Origin of the sequence: Polyangium sp. y55x31 (genome assembly GCF_029946505.1) — a bacterium.
Classification (GTDB): domain Bacteria; phylum Myxococcota_A; class Polyangia; order Polyangiales; family Polyangiaceae; genus Polyangium.
The window spans coordinates 166,251-187,123 of record NZ_JARZHG010000006.1; the positions used below are offsets into that span (position 1 = coordinate 166,251).

Consider the following 20,873-nt stretch of genomic DNA (forward strand, 5'->3'; position numbering starts at 1 on the left):
GGCCCGGCGGGTGGGGTCGGCGCCGTTCCCCACGAAATGGCGGGCGGTGCCATCCCGAGCACGCGCGAGCCTCGCATCGCGGCCCGACCGAGCCAGGCGCCGACGCGCGCCGATTCGAAGGAAAAGCACGCCCGCCCCACGATCGAGCCCCCGGGGCCGCCGGTCACGAAGATTCCGCGCGGCGGCCTCTTGCCGGCGTCTTTCGCGCAGCAGCGGTTGTGGCTCGTCGGGCAGATGTTCCCCGATACGCCCGTCTACAACGAGCCGATCCTCGTACGGATGCGCGAGCCCGTGGACGCCGCGGTGCTCGCCCGCGCCATGACCGAAATGACCCGCAGGCACGAGGCGTGGCGCACGGTCTTCACGGTGTCGGACGGCCAGCCGATGCAGCGAATCCTGCCGCCGAGGCCTTTCCTCCTGCCCATCCTCGATTTGACGATCTTGCCCCCCGAGGAGCGCGAAGCCGAGGCGCTGCGCCTCGCTCGAATCGACGCGCGCAAGCCCTTCGACCTCGAAGAGGGCCCCCTCGTCCGCGCCCTCCTTTTGCGCCTAGCCGACGACGACACGCGGCTCTGCGTCACCGCGCATCACATCATCGTCGACGGCATCTCCTTCTTTGGCGTCTTCCTGCCGGAGCTCCGCGCGGTTTATGCCGCCTTCTCCCGCGGCGAGCCCTCGCCTTTGCCGGAGCCCTCGTTCCACCTCGCGGACTTCGCGGCCTGGCAGCGCCAATGGCTCACCGAGGACGAGCTCGCGCCGAAGCTCGCGTACTGGCAAGCGCAGCTCGCGGGCGTCACGCAGCTCGATCTTCCCCTCGATTTCCCGCGCCCGGCGCGGCCCACGGGAAACGGCGCCCGCATGAAGATCGAGCTGTCGCCCGATCTCGCGGCAAAACTCCGGGAGATTGCCCATCGGGCGGGCGTGACCTTGTTCACGACGCTGCTCGCCGCGTGGAAAACGCTCCTTTTCCGGTACACGGGGCAGGGCGACATCGTGGTCGGCTCGGCCGCGGCCGGGCGCCCGCGCCCCGAATTCGATTCCCTCATCGGCTATTTCAACAACAACCTCGTCCTGCGCACCCAGCTCGACGGCGCGCTCACGTTCGAGGAGCTCTTGCCGCGCGTGGGCGAGGTCCTGCGCGCCGCGCGCGAGCACCAGGACGTCCCCTTCGACCGGCTCCTCGCCGCGTCCGACGGCCCCCGCCAGCCGGAGAGAAACCCTCTTTACGACACCGCCTTCCTGCTCATGCCGCCCGTCCCGCCCGTCTCCGAGCCTCCGTACTGGAGCTCGGGCCGGATCGACATCGGCACCGCCAAGCTCGACCTTTATCTGGAGCTTCATCAGCGCCCGCAAGGCCTCGTCGGCCACATCGAATACCAGACCGATCTTTTCGCGCCCGCGACCATCGAGCGCATGGCGGGCCATTACCGGACCTTGCTCGAAGGCATCGCCCGGGATCCCTCACAACGCCTCTGGGATCTCCCCCTCGTGACGGAGGCCGAGCAGCGGCAGCTCGTTTCGTGGCAAGGGCCCTCTGCGCCCCCTGCCGAGGACGACGATCTCCAGAGCCTGGAGCAACTCTTCGCGGCCCAGGCTGCAAAGACGCCGTCGGCGATTGCCCTGGAACATGGCGATGAGCGGCTCACGTATGCGGAGCTCGACGCGCGCGCAAACCAGCTCGCGCACGCCCTGCGCGCCCGCGGCGTCGGCCCGGAGACGATCGTCGGGCTCTGCGTCGAACGTTCGTTCGAAGCCGTCGTCGGCATTCTCGGCGTCCTCAAGGCGGGCGGTGCCTACCTCCCGCTCGATCCCGATTCTCCCGCCGAACGCCTGCGCTTCCTCCTTGAAGACGCCGAGGTACGCCTCGTGCTCACGAATACGCGGAACGCGGACGCGATCGGGCTCCACGGCGTGCCCTCGCTCCTGCTCGACGGAGACGCGCCCGGTTTCGCTCGATATCCCCGCGAGGCCCCTCCCCCGAACGCGAACGCCCATCACCTCGCGTACGTCATTTATACCTCGGGATCCTCGGGACAACCCAAAGGCGTGCTGATCGAGCGCCGAAGCCTCTCGCACCTCGCCCGGTCCCACGCGGCGATGTTCGGCCTCGGCGTGGGCAGCCGCGTCTTGCAATTTTTCCCCCTCACGTTCGACGGCTCGGTCTGGGATTGGGCGATGGCATTGCCCGTCGGGGCGACCCTCGTGCTCGTGGATCGCGAACGACTCGCACCGGGCCCCGATCTCGTGAAGGTTCTCGAAACCAAGGACATCCACGCGCTCATCTTGACGCCGTCGGCGCTCTCGATGTTGCCGCACGCAAACCTCCCTTCGCTGCATACCCTCATCACGGGCGGCGAGGCGCTCCCCGAGGAGCTCGTCGCGCGGTGGGCCCCGGGCCGACGTTTCTTCAATGCCTATGGCCCGACCGAGGCCACCGTCGTGACGCTCGTCGCCGAATGCCGCGCCGGGGAAGGAAAACCGGCCCTCGGGCGCCCCCTCGCGCATGCCACGGTCCAGGTCCTCGACGAGCGCGGGCGCCCCGTCCCCGTGGGCATTCCGGGCGAGCTTTCCATCGGCGGACCCCACCTCGCTCGTGGGTATCTGAAGCGCCCCGACCTCACCACGGCCGCCTTCGTGGAAGGCACGACGCCCGAGACCGCCGGGATGCGCCTCTATCGCACCGGCGATCGCGTGAAATGGCGTCCCGACGGGACCCTCGAATACGTCGGTCGTGTCGATCGCCAGATCAAGCTGCGCGGGTTCCGCATCGAGCTCGGCGAGATCGAGGCGACGCTCGGCCATCACCCGAGTGTCGGCCTGGCCGCGGTCGAGGTCCGCGAGATCGCCGGAGATCGCCGCCTCGTCGCTTATGTCACGCCCCGCGACGGCGGGCTGGGCGACCTCGGCCCCGAGCTCGGGCGATACCTGCGTGAGCGGCTCCCGGCGTACATGGTGCCGAGCACGTTCGTCGTGACGAACGCGCTCCCGACGAACCGCAGTGGCAAAATCGACAGGGCTCGCCTCCCGGCCCCCGCGCCGACGGCCCCGCGGGCCTCCGCGGCCACATCGAACCTGGAGGCCTCGATCACCTCGGTTTGGCGGGACGTCCTCGGCCTCTCCGACATCGACCCGGACGCGCGATTCTTCGAAATCGGCGGGCATTCCCTCTCCCTCGCGCGCGTGCAAGCCGGGCTCGCGACGGAGCTCGGGGTCACGGTCGACGTCATGACGTTGATGCGGCTCCCCACGATTCGCCAGCTCGCTGCGCACCTGTCCACCCTGCCGGGGCTCGAGCGATACGAACGCGCGCGGCCCGCGCCCGCGGCCCTCCCCTCCCCCCACGCGAATGCCATTGCCATCGTCGGAATGGCGATCCGCGCGCCGGGCATCCGCCGCGCCGAGGATCTCTGGGACGTCGTGAATGCCGGGCGCGAGACCGTCCAGAGCTTCGATCCGGAGGCCTTGATCGCCGCCGGCGCCGATCCGAAGCGCGTTCGCGCGCCGGGGTTCGTCCCGGTCGAGGGCGTGCTCGAAGACGCCGACCGTTTCGACGCCGCGTTTTTCGGGTACAACGACGCGGACGCGGCCTTCATGGACCCGCAACAACGCATCTTCCTCGAATGCGCGCACGAGGCCCTCGAAAGCGCCTCCTGCGATCCGACCCGTTTCTCCGGCCGGATCGGCGTCTTCGGGGGCATGGGCGCTCCATTGCATTGGCTCGGCCCGGTCGCCGACGCGATCCGCGAGGAGGGCCGCTCGCCGAATGCGTTCCGCGCGCAGACGCTCAACATGCACGATTTCCTGGCGACGCGCGTGGCCTTCAAGCTGGGCCTGCGCGGGCCTGCGATCACGGTGCAGACGGCGTGCTCGACGTCGCTCTCGGCCGTCCATGTGGCGCGCCAGAGCTTGCTCGCCGGCGAATGCGACGTGGCCCTCGCGGGCGGTGTCTCCTTGACGTCCCTCCGCGACGAAGATCGCGGTTATCAATGCGCCGAAGGCGGCGTCTTCTCCACCGACGGCCATTGCCGCCCCTTCGACGAGGCCGCGAGCGGCATGATCCCTTCGAGCGGCGCCGTGATCGTCGTCCTCAAGCGGCTCGCCGACGCGATCGCCGATGGCGACACGATTCACGCCGTCCTCCTCGCCTCCGCCATGAACAACGACGGCGGGGAAAAACTCGGTTTTACCGCGCCGAGCGAGGAAGGGGTCGCGCGGGTCGTGAAGCAAGCATTGGATACGGCCGGCATCGATCCGCGATCGATCGGGTTCGTCGAGGCGCATGGCACGGGCACACGCCTCGGGGATCCCACGGAGGTCCACGCCCTCGCCAAGGCGTACCGGCATTTCACCGATCATCGCGGGTATTGCGCGCTCGGCTCGCTCAAGGCGAACCTCGGGCACCTCGACGCCGCCGCGGGCGGGGCGAGCCTCGTCAAGGCGGCGCTCGCGCTCGAGCATGGGATCATCCCGCCGCTCTCGAACCTCCGCACGCCGAACCCCCTGCTCGACCTATCGAGCACCCCGTTTTTCCTGCCCGACGCGCCCCGACCGTTTCCCCGGACGAACGGTCCCCGCCGCGCGGCCGTCAATGCGCTCGGGCTTGGCGGGACGAACGTGCACGTGCTCCTGGAAGAACCGCCTCGCGTCGAGGCTTCCCCGAGCCGCCGCCCGACGGCGCTCCTCTGCCTCTCGGCGAACACCGAATCCGCGCTCGCGGAGGCCCGGCGCAGGCTCGGCGAGCACCTCGCGCGGAGCGGGCACCTCGATCTCGCCGACGTCGCGTTCTCCCTCGCGATCGGTCGGACGCCGCGTCGATTCCGCACGATCGTAGTTTGTCACGACAAGGCCGAGGCCCGGCAGCGCCTCGCGGAGCGGCAAGCGGACGCCCCGATCGCGGCGGCCCACGGCGGGCGCCCCGTGGTCTTCCTTTTCCCGGGGCACGGCGCGCAATACCTCGGCATGGCGGCAGCCCTTTATGATGCCGAGCCCATCTTCCGTGCCGCGATCGACACCTCGGTCGAGCACCTGCGCAAAGACGCGGGCCTCGATCTCCGCCCTCTCCTCCTCGAACGCCGCCCCGAGCACGAGCGCAAGCTCGACGAGATGCGCTGGGCCCAGCCCCTCCTCTTCGTGGTGCAACACGCCCTCGCCACGCTCCTCCAGGCCTTCGGCATTCGCCCCGCAGCCATGCTCGGGCACAGCGTCGGCGAATACGTGGCCGCTTGCCTCGCGGGCGTCTTTTCGCTCCGCGACGCGCTCTCCCTCGTCGCCGAACGCGGTCGCCTCATGGATGAAACGCCCCCGGGCGGCATGCTGACGGTCTTCGCCGACGCCGCTTCCATCGGCCCCCAGCTCCCGGCGGACCTCGTCATTGCCACGTATGCGCCCAACGCCGTCGTGCTCTCGGGACCTGTCGACTCCATCGACACCACGCGCGCACGTCTCGAAGCCGCCGGCTTCGAGACGACGAGCGTCCGCGTCTCGCGGGCCTCTCATTCCCCGTCGATGGGGTCCATCCGACAAACCTTCCGCGATCGCGTGGCCGCCGTCGAACGCAGGCCCCCCTCGATTCCGATCGTCGCCAACCTGACCGGCGAGCATCTCACCGCGGAGCAAGCCACGAGCCCCGATTTCTGGGCGGATCACCTCTGCAGCGCCGTTCGTTTGTCGGAGGGGCTCGGCACCTTGCTCGATCTCCCCTCCGCCATTTACGTCGAGGTGGGGCCCGGTGGCACGATGGGCTCCTTCCTCAAGGCGCACCCGCGCGCCGCCGGCCAGGACATCGATATCCTCGGCACGCTCCCCAGCCATCGCCGCCGCGACGAGCCCGCGCATGCCGAGGTGCTCCGCGCGCTCGGGAAAGCGTGGGAGCTCGGCGTCGACATCGATTGGCATGCCTTCTACGCCCCGGAGAAGAGGCGCCGCGTCCCGCTGCCCACGTATCCTTTCGAGGGCCGGCGTTACTCGCTCGGCCCCCCCGCGGCGGAGAGCCCCGCCGCGCTCGACACACGCGTCCTCGATCTCGCGCGCAAGCTCGGCACGCACGTCATCGACGACGAACCGGGCCTGCGCCCCGGCCTCGAGGCGCTCGGCGCGAGCCTCTTGCTCGATTTCTTCGCGCGAAGGCTCGGAGCCGACCTCGGCCGCGTCTTCACCCTCGAAACCCTGCGCCAGCGCGCCGGCATTCTCCCCAAATTCGCGCCCATGCTCGACCTCTGCGTGCAGACCCTTCTCCGCGCAGGCCTCGCCGAGCGAACCCCGGCCGGAGACATTCGCCTCCGCGCCGATCGTGCCGGCCGCTCGGCCGAGTTCCATTCACGCATGCGGGCCGATTTCCCGCGGTTCGACGGGCTCCTCCGCTTCCTCGAGCATTGCGTGCGTCATTACGACGAGGCCCTGACGGGCGTGATCGAGCCCGTCGGCGTCCTCTACCCCGACGGGACGGACGCCTTCTTCCGCGCCTGCATGCGCGATTGCCCGCCGCAGAGCCGCGACATCTACATCTCGCTCGCCTGCGACGCGATCGAGGCGATCGTGAAGCGCCGGGGCAAACGAAAGACGCGTATCCTCGAAGTCGGCGCCGGCCACGGGACCCTCACCTGGCCGCTCGTCTCGCGCTTGCAGGGCGCCGACATCGAATACCATTTCACCGACATCGGCCGCTCCTTCCTGAACCGCGCCGAGGACGAGGCGAAACGTCGCGGCCTCTCCTTCCTGAAGACTGGCTCGTTCGATCTGAATCGTCCACCCGAGGAGCAAGGCTTCGACGACGAATACGACCTCGTCCTCGGGCTCGACGCCGTGCACGTCGCGCTCGACCTTCCGGCCGCGCTCCGCACCCTGCACGACCTGCTCGCGCCGGGCGGATCCCTCGTCCTCGTCGAGGTCACGCGCGTCGATGCGTGGGACGAGCTCACCTGGGGCCTCGCGCCGGGATACTGGGACATCAAACATGTCCGCGGCTCGCTGTCGACGAACCTCGATCAATGGGAAGAACTCCTGAAACGTGCAGGGTTCCCGCAGATCACCTCCGTCCCGCGCGGCGGACGGCGTTCCATCGACGATCACGGCCTCCTGCTCGCCGAACGAGCGCTCGAGGCGCCGCCCCTCGCGCGCCGCCGCCCGACGGTGCCGCCGCCGCGCGTCGAGATCCGCGACGAACCCGTCCCCATGAGCCAATCGATGGCCACCGCCGACGCCACGGAGCTCCTCGTGCAAAACCTCTTTGGTCGCTTGCTCGGCCGCCCGCACGTGTCTCGCTCGGCGAATTTCTTCGACATGGGCGGCGACTCGCTCCTCGCCGTGCAAATGCTCGCGGAGCTCCGCGCGCAGACGGGCCGCGACCTCAAAATGCGCGCGTTCGCCGCGAATCCCACCGTTCGTGGCCTCGTCGATGCGCTGCGCCCCCAAGGCGACGTCCCGCCGTCGGCACGCGCCGCCGCTGTCGTGGCTCCGCCGCCGAAACGCGTCGTGGACTCGCTGGTCCCGCTCGAACGCGGCGGTTCGAAGCCGCCGTTCTTCTGGGTCCACCCGCTCGGCGGCGGCGTCTCGCCTTATGCGCCGCTCGCGAAGGCCATGGATCCCGACCGACCCATCTATGGCCTCCAATCCCCGATGCTCCACGACGACGCGGCGCGCCCTTCCAGCATCGAGGAGCTCGCGGCCCATTACGTCGAGCAAATCCGGCGCGTCGCGCCGCGAGGCCCCTACTTCCTCGGAGGCTGGTCCTTCGGCGGCGTGATCGCGATCGAAATCGCGAGACAGCTCGAACGACGCGGCGAGACGGTCGCCCGGCTCGTCCTTCTCGACGTGTTTGGCTCGCCAAACGTTGGCCTCGACCACCTGCGGCGCACCGTAGAGGGCCCCGTCATGCCCGCCGTCCTCATGGAAGAGGGCGTCTCGCCGGCGAGGCACGTGGCCATCGCCGAGCACCACCTCGACATCTGGCGCCATCACACCCTCCCGCAGCTCTCCGTGCCCGCCACCCATTTCAAAGCCGAGCGGTCGCCGGCCGCTCCGGCGAACCCGCCGGACCTACCCCTCCGCGGCCTCGCCGTCGTGCCGGTCCCCGGCGATCACTTCTCGATGCTCGCAAAGGAACACGTGATGAACCTCGGCCGACGAATCGAAGACGCGCTCCGCCCCGAGGCGGAAGAGGGCGCCGTCCGCGCGTTCGTCCATCAATTGCTGGAGAACATGCAGGCCTGCGACGGGGCAGCCATCGAGACCTCGTGGGCCTATGGGGACGAGTGTGTCCTCGTCCCGATCAACAACAGCGTGATCATCGGCGCGGAGACCATCCGGATGCATTACGATCGCGGCGGCGCCGCCTACCGCGAGACGCGCATCCGCGTCTACGACGAGCGGATCCAGATCTTCGCGGGCGGGCGCGCCGCCTCGGTCACCGCGCGCTTCGACGCTGAGATGGTCCTCCAGCGGAGTGGCAAGCGCGCGACGTACCCGGGCGTACGCGCGAGCTGGATCCTCGAAAAAGAGGACGGGCAATGGCGGCTCGTCCACGTACATTATTCGCTGCCCGCAGAGCCTACCGATGCAGTAGCATGACGTTCAGGGAGGGCGCCGCGCCAAACGCGTGGTCGCGCCCTCTCCATCAAAACGAACCCCATCGAGGCGAGGGAATGCCCTCTCCTCGCAAAAGGAGCGGAATGCGATTCCAAGGGAAAGTAGCGCTGGTCACGGGCGGAACCTCCGGATTGGGCCAGGCGACGGCCGAGGCGTTTGCCCGCGAGGGCGCGAAGGTCGTCCTCACTGCGCGCCGCGAGGGCCCCGGGCGCGAGGTCGAAGCCTCGATTCGCGCCTCGGGCGGCGACGCCACGTTCATTCCCTGTGACGTGACCGACGAGCGCCAGATCCGCGCGCTCGTCGAGAAGACGGTCGAGCTCCACGGGCGGCTCGACGTCGCTTACAACAATGCCTGGCACGCACCGAAGATCAATACGATCGCGGAGTTCTCCACCGAAGAATTCGACGCGAACGCCGCTTGCCTGCGGGGCCTCTTCCTCTGCATGCGGTACGAGATCCAGGCGATGACCGCGGCCGGCGGCGGGGCCATCGTCAATTGCTCCTCCGCCGCGACCCAGGTCGCCGCCCCGGGCCTCGGCTCCTATTCGGCCGCGAAGGCCGGCCTCGAGGTCGCGACGCGCATCGCGGCGCACGAGTGCGCTTCACGCAACATCCGCGTCAATTCGATGTGCACGGGCTCCTTCGACACCCCGATGTCGAGGTCGACCTACGGAAACGCGACGCCGGAGATGATGCAAGGCTTTCTGTCCCGGATCGCCATGCGGCGCCTCGGCCGCCTCGAAGAAGCAGCCGAGGCCGTCCTTTTCCTCTGCTCGCCCGCCGCGTCGTTCATCACCGGCACGAGCCTCGCCGTCGACGGCGGTTATCTCTTGACCTGACGTCCCGCCTTTTGCGCGGCCGCCTTGGCCCGCACGCTCTCCTGATCCCGCATGCATTGCAAAAGCGCCGCCCGCAGCGTCGACAGCGTCGCGATCGACGACAGGTCGACCCCCATCGACACGATCGTCTGCGCGACCTCGGGCCGAATGCCGACCACGATCGTCCGCGCCCCGAGGAGCTGCACGGCGCGGACGATCCGCATGATGTAATCGGCCGTCGCCGTATCCACGGTATCGACGCCCGTCAGATCGATGATCGTGTACTGGCACGCGGTGCGGGTCACCGCCTCGAGCATCACGCTCATCATCTCCGCGGCGCGCTTCTCGTTGACGCTCCCGAGGATGGGCATCGTCAAGACGCCCTCCCAGACCTCGATGATCGGCGTCGACAAACTCCGGATCGCGGCCTGCTGCTCCTCGATGATACGGAGCTTCTCCCGCAGCGTCGCCTCGGCCTCCTTGCGCTCGGTCACGTCGAAGAGGAAGCCGCCGAGCACCTCGGCCCCGTCGACCGCCCGCGAGCTGAACACATTGTGCAGCCACACGGTGCGTCCGTCGGACGCCGTCACCCGGAAATCGAAATCGTCGTCCCCGTCCGCCGCGAAGAAATGCATCAGCGTGCTCTCACGGTCCTCCGGGTGCACATATTTCGTCAGGAAATCCTGCGAGAGCCATGCCTCCTGCGGATACCCGAGCATCTTCACCACCTTCGGGCCGACGTACGTGAACCGCGCCGTCTCCGCGCGGGCCTCCCACGGCACCACGCTCGCCGTCTCCACGAGCCGCGCGAGCCGCTCCTCGCTCTCGCGCAACGTCCGCTCGGCCTGGGTCCGCTCCGCCGTCTCCCGCGCGAGATCGGCCGCGAGCAGCGCGTTCTCGAGCGAGACGGCCGAGAGGAATTCGAGCAGCGCGAGCCTGCGCGCGGTGAACACGCCGCGCGCCAGGTTGTTTTCGAGGTAAACGATCCCTGCCACCTCCCCGCGCCGAACGATCGGCGCGCAGAGGAGCGATTTCGGCGGCGCCTTCGACAGATAGGGATCGGCCGCGAACATGCTCTGCGCGGCCACGTCGTCGAGCACGAGCTTCTCCCGCGTGCGACGAACGTAATGCGCGACCGAGAGCGGGAACGTGACCGCGGAGGGCACGCGCGCCCCCTTGGGAATGTCGACCCGCACGCCATCCTGATCCGAGGTGACGTCCGCTGCCACGCCGAGCGTCCCCGAGGACGGCAGAAGCAAGCAGGCCCGCTGCGCGCCTGCATGCTCGATGAGGATCCGCATCAAGGTCGCGAGGAGCTGATCCGGCGACATGTCGCTCGAAATCGCGGCCGAGGCCTTCGCGGCCGTCAACGTATCGATGGGCTCGGCATTCGCGACGGGCAGCGGCCCGCTCTCCCGGCGCGGCTCGGCGAGCAGATCCGGGTGGAGCGCTTCGAGCTGCCGCACCTTGCCGAGCGCGCCCCATCGCGCATAACAGGTCCGCGCCTCGCGATAGAAAGCAGCCGGCACGACGGCGAGGCCGCGGCGCAGGGCAAACTGGCCGGCGAGCTCGCAGGCGAGGGCCTCGATCTGGACGAACCCACCCGCGCGGCCCTCGCGGATCGCCTTGTCGTAAAGGGTCGACGCGTCGTAATCTCGCCCCTCCAGGCGCGCGATCTCCGCGGCGACGAGCGCGTGCCGGCAGGCGAAATTGTCCGGACAGGTCTCGGCCCAGCGCCGCAGCCTCGCTTCCCCGGCGTCGAGCAGCGCGCGGAGCTTCGCCTTTTCGTCGCCCTCGTTTCGCTCGACGAGCGCCGCGGCCGTGAGGGCCGAATAGAAGGTACTCTCGGCGTGCACGATTCCGTAGATGCGCGCCCAGGAGAGCGCCTCCACGTCGCGCGCCGCCGCGAGCGCGCCCTCGTAATCGTGCGCGAGATACTTCGCTTGGATCTGGGCGGTATGGAAGTTCCAGCGGACGAGCGGGATGTTCTTCTCGCGCAGAGCCGCGGAGAACGCCTCTTCGTCGAACGTCTCCCCGGAAAACGAGCCGAACCGCTCGGTATCGCCCCGCATGGTGCGGATGAACCGCTGCAGAAACAATACGTTTTCCGCGAGGAAGCCGTAGCCGGCACTCGCCGCGAGCTCGAAGCCCGGGAGCGTCGCCTCATAGACGGCCTCGAGCGGCTCGCCGAGGGCGAGCAAGGTCGTCACGTTGTTGATGAGGCTGGCCAGCGCATAAATCATCTTGCCGTGCTCGCGCCCGAGCCGGACCGAAATGCGCAGCGGCTCCAGGCACTCGCGCGCGTGGCGGCACCAGAGCACGATCACCGTGCCGAACGCGTTGAAGGCCTCTGCGCCATACCCGCCGAAGCCGGGGCGCCGCACCAGCTCCAGCGCGAGCTTGCCAAAACGATGGCCTTCCTCGTACGCGTCGAACTTGGAGCACAAAAGGCCGCCCAGCAAAGTGAATCCGGGGACCGAAGCCGGGGCCGGCCCGTGCTGGATGGTGAGGCGCACGGTGCGGGCGACGGTCATGTTCGCGACCTCCGGCGCGGCGAACGTCGCGGCCGGGAAGACCGCGGAGAGGAGATCCAGCGCGGCCACCACCGCCGGGTCCTTCACCTCCGGCGCGGCGAGGATGTCCTCCAGCGGGCGCGTCTGGAGCGCCTCGCGGATCGCCTCGTATTCGGCGCGCAGGTCGTCCTCGCTCGGGGCCGCGGGCAGGTCCACGCCGAGCAGGCGCAGGCTCGAGAGCGCGACATCGATGGCGCGTTTGTTGTCGACCCGCGCAATCGCGAGCTGGATCTCCAGACGATAGGCGGCCGCCTTGTCCACGACCGTCCGGGCGTGCTCCGCGAGCAGCGCGCGGAGCCGCTCGACCTCGTCGAAGCGCCCGCTGATGAACTCGCATTCGGCGAGCTCGCGGTGCAGGCCGAACGAGAGCTCGTAAAGGTCGCCCCAGCTTGTCGTGGGGAGGAGCGAGACGCCCACGCCGAGGTACGCCGCCGCGGATCGCGCCGCGCTCGCCGCTTTCGCCTTCCGCCCGGCCGCGAGGTCGAGCTCGGCGATGCGTTGCCGCTCCTCGGCGGCGGCCGCGCGGGGCGCGCCGAGGTTGAGCTGATTGACGATGTCGAAGAGCAATCCGTCGCGCTCGGATTCCGGCGTGCGTTCGAGCAGGAGCCAGCCGAGGCGCAAATGGAGCGCCGCCCGCTCTTGCTCCTGGATCATCGAATACGCGGCTTGATGCACCCGCGTATGCATGAACTTGTATCCCTCGGGGCGCTGCAGGAGGAGCCCCTCCGTGAGCGCGGGTTCGAGCACGCGACGCGCCTCCTCCAGCGTCCGATCGCTGAGCGTGCCGAGGAGCGAAACCGAGAATTCGCCGCCGATGCAGGCCGCGAGCTTCAGAATGTCGAGCGTATCCTGCGGCAGGCGCCGGAGCTTGCCGAGGACGAGCTCGACCATGTCGTCGGTGATCTCCTTGGCTTCGAGCTCGGCGATGTTCCACACCCACGCCCACCGGCGCGTGTCGAATCGAATGAGCTGATCCTGGTGGAGCGCGCTGAGGAGCTGCCCCGCGAAGAACGGATTGCCCCCCGTCTTCGTCCAGAGCAGGGCCGCGAGCGGCTCCGCATCCTTGCGATCGCACCCGAAGAGATCGACGACGAGATCCGTCAGGTCCGCGCTCTCGAGCGGGCGGATCACCTGCTCGTGGACGGGGACGCCTGCGCTTCGAATCTCGCGGAGCATGGTCGGGGCGGCCTGCGTCGCGTCGTCCTCGTCGTCGCGCGCGGTCCCGATGAGCAAAAGGCTCCGGCCCTCCGGATGCGTCAGGATGTGCTGCAAGAGCTCGAGGCTCGCGAAATCGGCCCATTGCAGGTTGTCGAGGACGAGGACGAGCGGACGCTCCCGGCACGTGAATGCCGAGACGAACGCGCGGAACGTCTGGTGCAGGCGGGCGCGCGCCTCGGCCGGGGGCAGCGGCGTGACCGGCGGCTGCTTGCCGATCACGAGCTGAATCTGCGGGACGAGCCCGATGATGAGCTGACCATTCTCGCCGAGGGCCGCCGCGAGCTCCTCGCGCACGGCCGCGAGCTCCGCGTCCGTCGAGGAGATGAGCTGCCGGATGAGCCCCTCGAACGCCTGGCCCAGCGTCGCATACGGGATGTCGCGCCGCTGCTCCTCGAACGTCCCCCAGAGGAACATCGCGCGATCGCTCCCCGCCTCGCGCTGGAGCTCGCGCAGGATCGCGGATTTGCCGATCCCCGAGGGGCCTTTGACGATCACCACCTCGCGCGAGCCCGTCTCCCGCACGCGCTCGAGGATCCCGTGGAGCGCCGCGAGATCGGCGCGCCGGCCGTACATGCGACTCGCGGCGCGGAGTTTGTCCCATACGTCCCGCGCGCCGAGGGGGAAGGGCTCGATGCGGCCGTGGGCGAGCAGCTCCGAGAGGCACCGCTCGAGATCGTGCGTGAGGCCGCGGGCGCTCTGGTAACGCTCGTCCGGCGACTTCGCGAGCAGCCGCATCACGATCTCGGAGACGATCGCCGGCGTCCCCGGCGCCGCGTCCGCGAGCGGCCTCGGGGCCCGCGCGACGTGGCAATGCACCCAGCCGACCGCGTCCTCGGCCTGGAATGGCAGCGCCCCCGCGCAGAGCTCGTACAGCACCACCCCGAGCGAATAAAGGTCGACGCGGTGATCGATCGCAGCCTCGAGCCTCCCCGTTTGCTCGGGCGCGATGTACGGCAGCGCGTCGAGCGGCAGCGAGAGCACCATCGACGCGCTGAGCTCGTACCCCTCGGCGCCGACAAGCTCGACCCCCTCGCCCCGAGGATCGATCCGCAGCGTTTGCGGGCGAATGTTCTGGTGGATGATACCGCTCTGGTGGAGCTTCGCGAGGGCGTCGGCTGCCGCGATCGCGGCCCGAAGCCAGGGCTCGAGGGCAAAGACGGGCTGCTCGGGGTGCTGGGGCTGCATGCGGCCCCCGTCGTATCATGAAAATCTATCGCATCGGTAGAGCGTCTGACGATTCTCCCTCGCGTTCCATCCTTCGAGACCTGGGACACAGATCAAAGATACATTCAGTCAAGTGGTGTGACGGTTTTATGGCGCAGGCCCTCATTCTCAGAAGGCCTGGAGGATCCGGGCTCGGACCTGCGGCCACTTGGAGGACGTTGGGGTAATCACGTCGAAGTGGTCGGCGTTGTGGACTTTCTTCAAGGAGACCTGGTCGCCTGCGTCATGCGCGTGGTGGCGATAGTTCACGCTGCCCGAGAGCGGGATGACGTCGTCGGCGGTCCCGTGGATGAGCGACTGCGGCACGCCGATCGGCACGAGCTCGCTCGGGTTTGTCTCCGCATAACGTTCCGGCACCTCCGCGGGCGTACCGCCGAGGAGCTGCCCGGCGAGGGTCCCGCACGCGCCGACCGCCACGGGATCGGCGAGATCGAGCACGCCGGCGAGGGAGACGGCGGCCGAAAGCGGGAGCGGGTCGGCGCCGCGGATGCTGCTCGACGTGGGGAGATTCGGGCGCGCGGCGGCCCAGATGGCGAGATGGCCGCCGGCGGAGTGGCCCACAGTCACTACGTGGTCGAGATCGAGATCGTGGACGGGGGCGAGCGTGCGCAGCGCGTCGATGGCCATGCCCACGTCGCGGAACGTCTCCGGATGTCCGTCATCCGTGCCGCCGTACGTGATCCTTCGGAATTCGATGTTCCAGGTGGCGATGCCCGCGCTCGTGAGGTCCTCGCTCATGTCGCTCATGAGGTCGTAGCCGAAGAGCGTCGTCCAGCACCCGCCGTGGAGAATCACCGCAACGGGGTGCGGGCCCGGGCACGAAGGGACACGCAGCTCGCCAAACTGGTCCGGCTCGGACCCATACGCAATGACCAGGGGCCCCGCCACGACGGCGCCCTCCGCCTCCGCCGTGAGCTCTTCGGAAAACGCTTCGGGCTCCCCTCCACAACCGGCGAGATTCGCGAGCGCGAGCGCGAGCGTTCCAATCTGGCCAGCACGACGGAGCACATGGGCGACGTGGAGGGGACGGCGAGGTGGAGGCAGGGAGGGTGTCATGATGAAATCACAACACGATTGATGGGAAGGAACAAGGGCCGTGCCTCGCGGACCACGAAAAACCACATTCGACGCCAGAATGCGCGTACTTTCGTTGATTTTGCTTGACATTGACGAACGGTTGGCGACAATGCCCGCCGCAACCGTCACCGATCGAAGGACCTCGATCCCGTCGCGCCCCCGACCGGCGTATCTTCCGATCGAGGTTCGATGGAGCCCGGCTGACCGGGCGCGTCGGCAGGCGGCTAGAATCGCGCCTTCGCGTGCCCGCCGAGGTATCCGATCGCCATCGTGTACCTCCCATTGGCGAGGTCGTTCCGCGAGGTCGTCACCGTCCGCGGCAGGATCCCCTGCGCGCGCGCGTCGGCGTGCAAATCGAGCCATTGCGTCGCCCGGACCACAGCCCCGAGGCCGCCGATGAGACGGTGCCCGTCGGGCGAGCCCACGTCGATCGTCTCGTCGGGCGAGGCCGGCGATTGATACCCGACCGTCGCCGACATCGTGAAGAGCCTCGAGATCACGAACCGCCCATTGGCCTCCACCCACACCGTGTCATTCCATTTCCGCGGCAAGATCGCCCGCACCGAGGGGCCGATCCCGAGCCTCGGCTGCGCGAGCTTTGGCGATCGGGCCATCACGACGAACGCATCCACGTCCGAATAGGTCACGTACTGGACGAACCCGTCGACCCGGAAGGCGCGCGTCGCCTGAACCGAGGCGCCCGCAGTGATCCGCTTCGGGAGCCGGAACGCGAGCTCGGCGTCTCCTTGGACGAGGGGCGGATATTGGAGCCCCTGCGCGGCGAGGTCCTGCGTGAAAAACGGATCGTTCTTGTCGAGCGCGAAGCGCCCCCGATAGCGCATCTGCGCGCCGTGCTGGTAGGCCAGCGCGAGGCGCACGTCCTCGGAGGGCTGATACAGAAGGCCGACGTTGAACGAGACCCCGTGGCTCAGGGCGTTCGTGATGGACATGGGCCGCGAGAGCACGTCGAGCTCGCGCACGCGGCTCGGCGCGTTCGGACCGAACTCGTTTGGCTGGCCAATCGGTGGGTTCGAGAACGCGCGCTGAATCTCGGGCAGCTCGGCCAGATCTTGCTTCTTGCGGAGGCTCGCGAGCCCGCCCACGTACGAGACGCCCGCGCCGAACGAGAGGTTGGGCAGGACGCGTAAGGCCGCGCTCGCCGTCACGTAGGACGCCACGATGAAGGCCTGCTGAAGCTGCCACGCCTGCGGGCCATTCTCCGGAAACCGGAGCGCCGCTGCATAAGGCACGTACGCGCCGAGCCCGAAGACGAGCCGCCGCTCGGCCACGGGCAACGCGAAAAACAGATCCCCCGTCGGCGCTATCGGCGTCGCCGCCACCTCCTCGGAAAAACCTCGCTTGCCGGGGTCCGTCTCGCCGATCGCCAAGGGCCCGCGCAATCGCAAGGTGTCGGGCGTCTGGTAGACCCCGCGCCGCTCGCGACGATATCCGACCCTCCCTGCGACGAGGCCCGCGCCGCCGAAGAGCTCGGGGCGATCGATATCGGCGAGCGCCGCGGGGTTCCAGTGGACGGCGGCGCCGTCCGAGATCGTCGGCCCGGATTGACCGCTCCCCACGAGCGGCGCGTCGAGCCCGGAAGCGCCCGCGCCTTGCGACGCGAGCAGCGAGCCGAGGGCGAGGGGCAGGGACGCGATTCGCAGCGGACGACGTGACATGGTGCTCTCCCCCTTCGATCGATTCACGACGCGCGCGTCACGACGAGCGTGAGCCTGTGCAGGCTCGGCTTCCCCTCCGCGACGATCTCGAAGACGCGCCCCTCGGCGTCCTTCACGTAGAGCCGGTCGCCCGGCTCGATGCGCACCTTTTCGTGCGTGTCGTCCCCGTCGATTTCGACGCGCGAGGAGACCTTCCGCGTGAGCGCGGGATCCGCGAAGAACCCCGGGCTCGTGTAGGCATACGGCCGGACGGGGTTGCCCTCGGTGTCCTTGCGGATGTCCTCGGGCGCCACGAAATAGAGCCAATCCTCGGCGGTGCCGTCGGGCTGCACGTAAAAGAAATCGGCATCGCCGCGGGTATTTTGCGTGAGCGCCTCGGCCATGTCCCGGAGCACGACGGGACTCGTCTCGATGTTCTCCCGGATCCGCGCGACGACGTCTTCGGTCCGCACGCCGACGGGCACGTCGTGCACGGGCATGACCACATTCGCCTCACCCTCCGCGAGCCCGCCGTCGTGCATGCGCGCCTCTGCGACTTCGAGGAGCATGTCCCAGTAATACGACGGCCGTGGCGGCGGCACTGCGAGGATCACGCTCGGATCCACGTCGATCCGGACCCAGCCATCCGCGTCGATGCACACCCGTACGGCCTCGAACGGATCGGAGACCTCGCCCGCCGGCGAATACGTGGTGCAATGGGGCGAGATCCGCGCCGCGAGGCGCCGCCCCGTCTCGGCGAGAACCCGCTCTTCGACCCACGGCGCCGCGTTCCAGACCGGCGAATTGCCGAGCGGCCGCGGGTCTCGGCTCGTCCCGGGCGCGAGGTACGTCGGGTCCTCGTCGATCGTCATCGTCATTTCCCGGATCGAGAGGTCCTCCGCGAGCCCCTGGACCTCGAGCCACCGGGGATCGGAGAAATCGAAGGCGCGGCCGATCTGCCCGCCGATCGAGTTCACGCTGGCGATGCGGGCGTGCGAGGCTTCGACGCCTCGGTACGGCAGCGCATTCACGTCGAGCCGCACCGTCATCCGGAAGCCGCCCTCGGCGGCCGAGAGACCGGAGGCGGACCGGAGAAACCCGGGATGCGCGGGCCCTTCCGGATGCGCCGGATCGAGCGGCGCCCGGCCAAACCGCTCCGAGAGCGAGGCGAAATCCGTGGCCACGTCGTAGAGGGTCAGGGCGATCTTGCCCTTCTCCACGTCGTAAAGTCCCTCAGGGTGATCGGCGGTCACCGGGCCGCTGCGTATGCGCGCGCGCGGGTGCGTCGCGACAACCTGATCGAGCACGACGTCGGCGACGATCGATCGCGCGGCGAGCGGCTCGTTCGGCCCCACGCCCGCGAGGTCGGCGAGGATCCGCGACGGCGAGATCCCGACCGCCTCGCCCACGGCCGTGAGCCCGGCGAGCGACGTTCCATCGAGCCGCGCGCTCGCCGGCGTCATGTTGAGCAGCGCGAACATGTTCCACGCCGGCTGCGGCAGCGCTTTCGCCTCCTCCAGGGGGAGATGCGTGAATCGATCGAGCGCATTCTCCACGAGCGGCCGGAGCTCCATGTCGAAGAGCCAGGTCTCCTCGAGGGTTTTTCGCGGCAACCGGCGGAGCTCCTCCGGGCCGAGCGTCTGCGCGAAATCCTTCACATCGAGCCGCAAGAACCGCAACGTGACCTCGCGGCTCTCGCCCACGGCGAGCTCGCTTTCGGGCGGGGGCGGCGCGAGCGTGACGGGCTCGACGCAGCCCGCGGCCGAGGCGCCGAGGAGGACGAGCAGGGCGGAGACTCGTCTCGTGGTCATCGCGACCTCCGCGAGGCGACCTTCTCGAAATCGACGACCATGTCGCGTCCCTCCTCCTCGGGCACCAGGATCCGGATCTCGTAAATGTCGCGCGCGTCGTCCTCCGCATAAAGCACGAGCTCGCCCGGCGAGAGCGGCAACTTCTCGTGCTCCGTGTCGACCACGCCCGGAATCTGCCGCTTGGAGACGCGGCTCCCTTCGGCGAGATTCGGGCTCGTGAAAAACCCGGGGCGCTCGTAGCCGTACGGCTTCGGACGGTCGGAGCCCGCGGGATTGGGCTTGCGATCGGACGGCGCCACGAAATACAGGAGCGGCGGCCCGCCTTCCCCGCCGCGTCGCACGTAAAAATCGAGATCGTGGTTGTTCTCCCAGAACCTGCCGACGATGACGTTCGCCATCAGATCCGCCTGCGATTGCAACGTCGGCCGCATCGCTCGCACGAGCTCGGCGCCGCTCGGACCGATCGGCACGTCCCGCAGCGCGAACACGGGCCGCGCGGCGCCCTCGGGGATGTCCGGCGTGCCGTCGCCCGTCGGATCGTGGAGCGAAATCTGCGCGACCTGCGAAAGCAGATCCCACAGATACTGCGGCTCCGGCACGGTCACACCGCGGATCGCATTCGCGAACGAGATCCACCCCGGCGGCGCGCCGCCCTGCCCGATCGCCACGCCGACCAGACATTCGCCGTTCAGCGCGACAAAACAACGATCGTACGACCGCCGCCCGTACGCGCGGTGCGCGCCGCTCGTCACGATCGACTCCAGGAAATACGGGCGGCAGCCGGGGTCGGCCGCGCAAGAGGGGATGAAATGGTCCGCCTCGACGGTCGCGAACCGCATGTCGACCGTGGGCACATTTGCGACGCCCTGGATCACGAGCCGCTCGGGATCCTCGAAATCGAACGAGAGCGGCGCGCGGCCTTCCATCACGAACATGTCGCCGCCGCCGGACGAGAGGTCGACCCCGCGCACGCGGCGCAGGTTCGAGGCGGCGACCACACGCATCCGGAAATCGGGGCCGAGCACGTCGCTCCGCGTGGCGAAATTCGCGTCGTCCGGCACGAGCACGCCGGGGTGCTCGCCCGGTATGGGGCCGAATTTCTCCGGCAAGGTCGTGAGATCTTTCAGGGCGTCATACAGGGTCACCGGGAGTTTTCCGGATGGATTGCCGATCCCCGGGTGCGTGCCGAGCAGGTTCTCCTGGAGAGAACGGACGAGCGCGTCCGTGGGCACGACGGGGTCCGTGCGGCCAATGCCGAGGCTCTCGGCGAGCACCCGGGGGAAATCGAAGCGGAACGTGTCCGGGTTTTGCTCGACGAGCGCGGCGAACGTCTCGAGGCTCGTCCCCGAGAGATCCGTGTTCGCCGGCGTCATGCCGAGGAGCCGCACGAGGCCGAATTCGGCCGAGGTCCGCCACGTGGACCCGAACGTCCGGCCGAGCGCCGTTTGCGTACAATCGTATCCGGGGTTTTTCCGATCGATCCTCCAGCCCTTGCCGCAGGCGTCGCGGATGGTGTCGAGGACGTGACCGAGCAGCGCCGTCGAGTCGACGTCGAGGATATGAATGCGGCGCGCGGCCGCCTCGCCGAACATTTCGAGCGCCTTTGCCTTGTCGAGCTCCAGCGTGATCTCCTCGGGCGCCTCGAGCCCGGGAACGGCGAGGAGGAACCGATTCGCGAGAATTTGCGGCGGCGTGGGCGCGTCGTCGTCGCCTTCGGTCGGCTGGTCGATGCCGGAAACCTCGCTGTTCGCGGCGCCCCCGCAGGCGGCGAGCGGGAGGCAGAGGAGCCAGAAACGGGAGCGTGTCGAGGTCCGCATGGCGCGCATCTCCGTCGGAACGAAAAGGAGGTCGTGACCGCCCGAGACGCTTTACGCGACGCGGCATAACCCCGGGCCAGCTCGCCTTCTCCCGTTC

7 protein-coding genes are annotated in these 20,873 nt (G+C 68.9%); 2 read left to right on the forward strand and 5 right to left on the reverse strand.

Annotation, left to right across the window (positions count from 1 at the left end; genetic code table 11):
* The first annotated feature begins 36 nt into the window (after positions 1-36).
* Both QHF84_RS14325 and QHF84_RS14330 read left to right on the forward strand, forming a co-directional pair.
* Positions 37-8,565 (forward strand): non-ribosomal peptide synthetase/type I polyketide synthase, encoded by an 8,529-nt coding sequence (locus QHF84_RS14325; RefSeq protein WP_281313837.1) that lies wholly within the window; start codon positions 37-39, stop codon positions 8,563-8,565.
* A gap of 101 nt (positions 8,566-8,666) precedes the next feature.
* Positions 8,667-9,422, forward strand: a complete 756-nt coding sequence (locus tag QHF84_RS14330; RefSeq protein ID WP_281313838.1) for a glucose 1-dehydrogenase — start codon at positions 8,667-8,669, stop codon at positions 9,420-9,422.
* Here the strand turns inward: QHF84_RS14330 and QHF84_RS14335 are convergent.
* From QHF84_RS14335 to QHF84_RS14355, 5 genes are all read right to left on the reverse strand, one after another.
* Positions 9,407-14,377 (reverse strand): AAA family ATPase, encoded by a 4,971-nt coding sequence (locus QHF84_RS14335; RefSeq protein WP_281313839.1) that lies wholly within the window; start codon positions 14,375-14,377, stop codon positions 9,407-9,409. The two genes, QHF84_RS14330 and QHF84_RS14335, sit on opposite strands and share 16 nt — an antisense overlap.
* A 147-nt stretch (positions 14,378-14,524) precedes the next feature.
* Positions 14,525-15,472, reverse strand: coding sequence for an alpha/beta hydrolase (locus QHF84_RS14340; protein ID WP_281313840.1), 948 nt, complete (start codon positions 15,470-15,472; stop codon positions 14,525-14,527).
* A gap of 245 nt (positions 15,473-15,717) precedes the next feature.
* Positions 15,718-17,169 (reverse strand): outer membrane protein transport protein, encoded by a 1,452-nt coding sequence (locus tag QHF84_RS14345; protein ID WP_281313841.1) that lies wholly within the window; start codon positions 17,167-17,169, stop codon positions 15,718-15,720.
* Positions 17,170-17,192: 23 nt separating this feature from the next.
* Entirely contained in the window at positions 17,193-18,959 is a 1,767-nt protein-coding gene (locus QHF84_RS14350; protein ID WP_281313842.1) for an acetyltransferase, read from the reverse strand.
* On the reverse strand, positions 18,956-20,776 hold the full coding sequence (locus QHF84_RS14355; protein ID WP_281313843.1) for a hypothetical protein: 1,821 nt from the start codon (positions 20,774-20,776) through the stop codon (positions 18,956-18,958). Before QHF84_RS14355 ends, QHF84_RS14350 begins: the two co-directional genes overlap by 4 nt.
* Positions 20,777-20,873: the final 97 nt, after the last annotated feature.

Bases quoted from the DNA above. Each gene is read 5' to 3' on its own strand.
- QHF84_RS14325 (WP_281313837.1), top strand. From the start codon at position 37: ATGGCGGGCGGTGCCATCCCGAGCACGCGCGAGCCTCGCATCGCGGCC.
- QHF84_RS14330 (WP_281313838.1), top strand. From the start codon at position 8,667: ATGCGATTCCAAGGGAAAGTAGCGCTGGTCACGGGCGGAACCTCCGGA.
- QHF84_RS14335 (WP_281313839.1), bottom strand. From the start codon at position 14,377: ATGCAGCCCCAGCACCCCGAGCAGCCCGTCTTTGCCCTCGAGCCCTGG.
- QHF84_RS14340 (WP_281313840.1), bottom strand. From the start codon at position 15,472: ATGACACCCTCCCTGCCTCCACCTCGCCGTCCCCTCCACGTCGCCCAT.
- QHF84_RS14345 (WP_281313841.1), bottom strand. From the start codon at position 17,169: ATGTCACGTCGTCCGCTGCGAATCGCGTCCCTGCCCCTCGCCCTCGGC.
- QHF84_RS14350 (WP_281313842.1), bottom strand. From the start codon at position 18,959: ATGACCACGAGACGAGTCTCCGCCCTGCTCGTCCTCCTCGGCGCCTCG.
- QHF84_RS14355 (WP_281313843.1), bottom strand. From the start codon at position 20,776: ATGCGGACCTCGACACGCTCCCGTTTCTGGCTCCTCTGCCTCCCGCTC.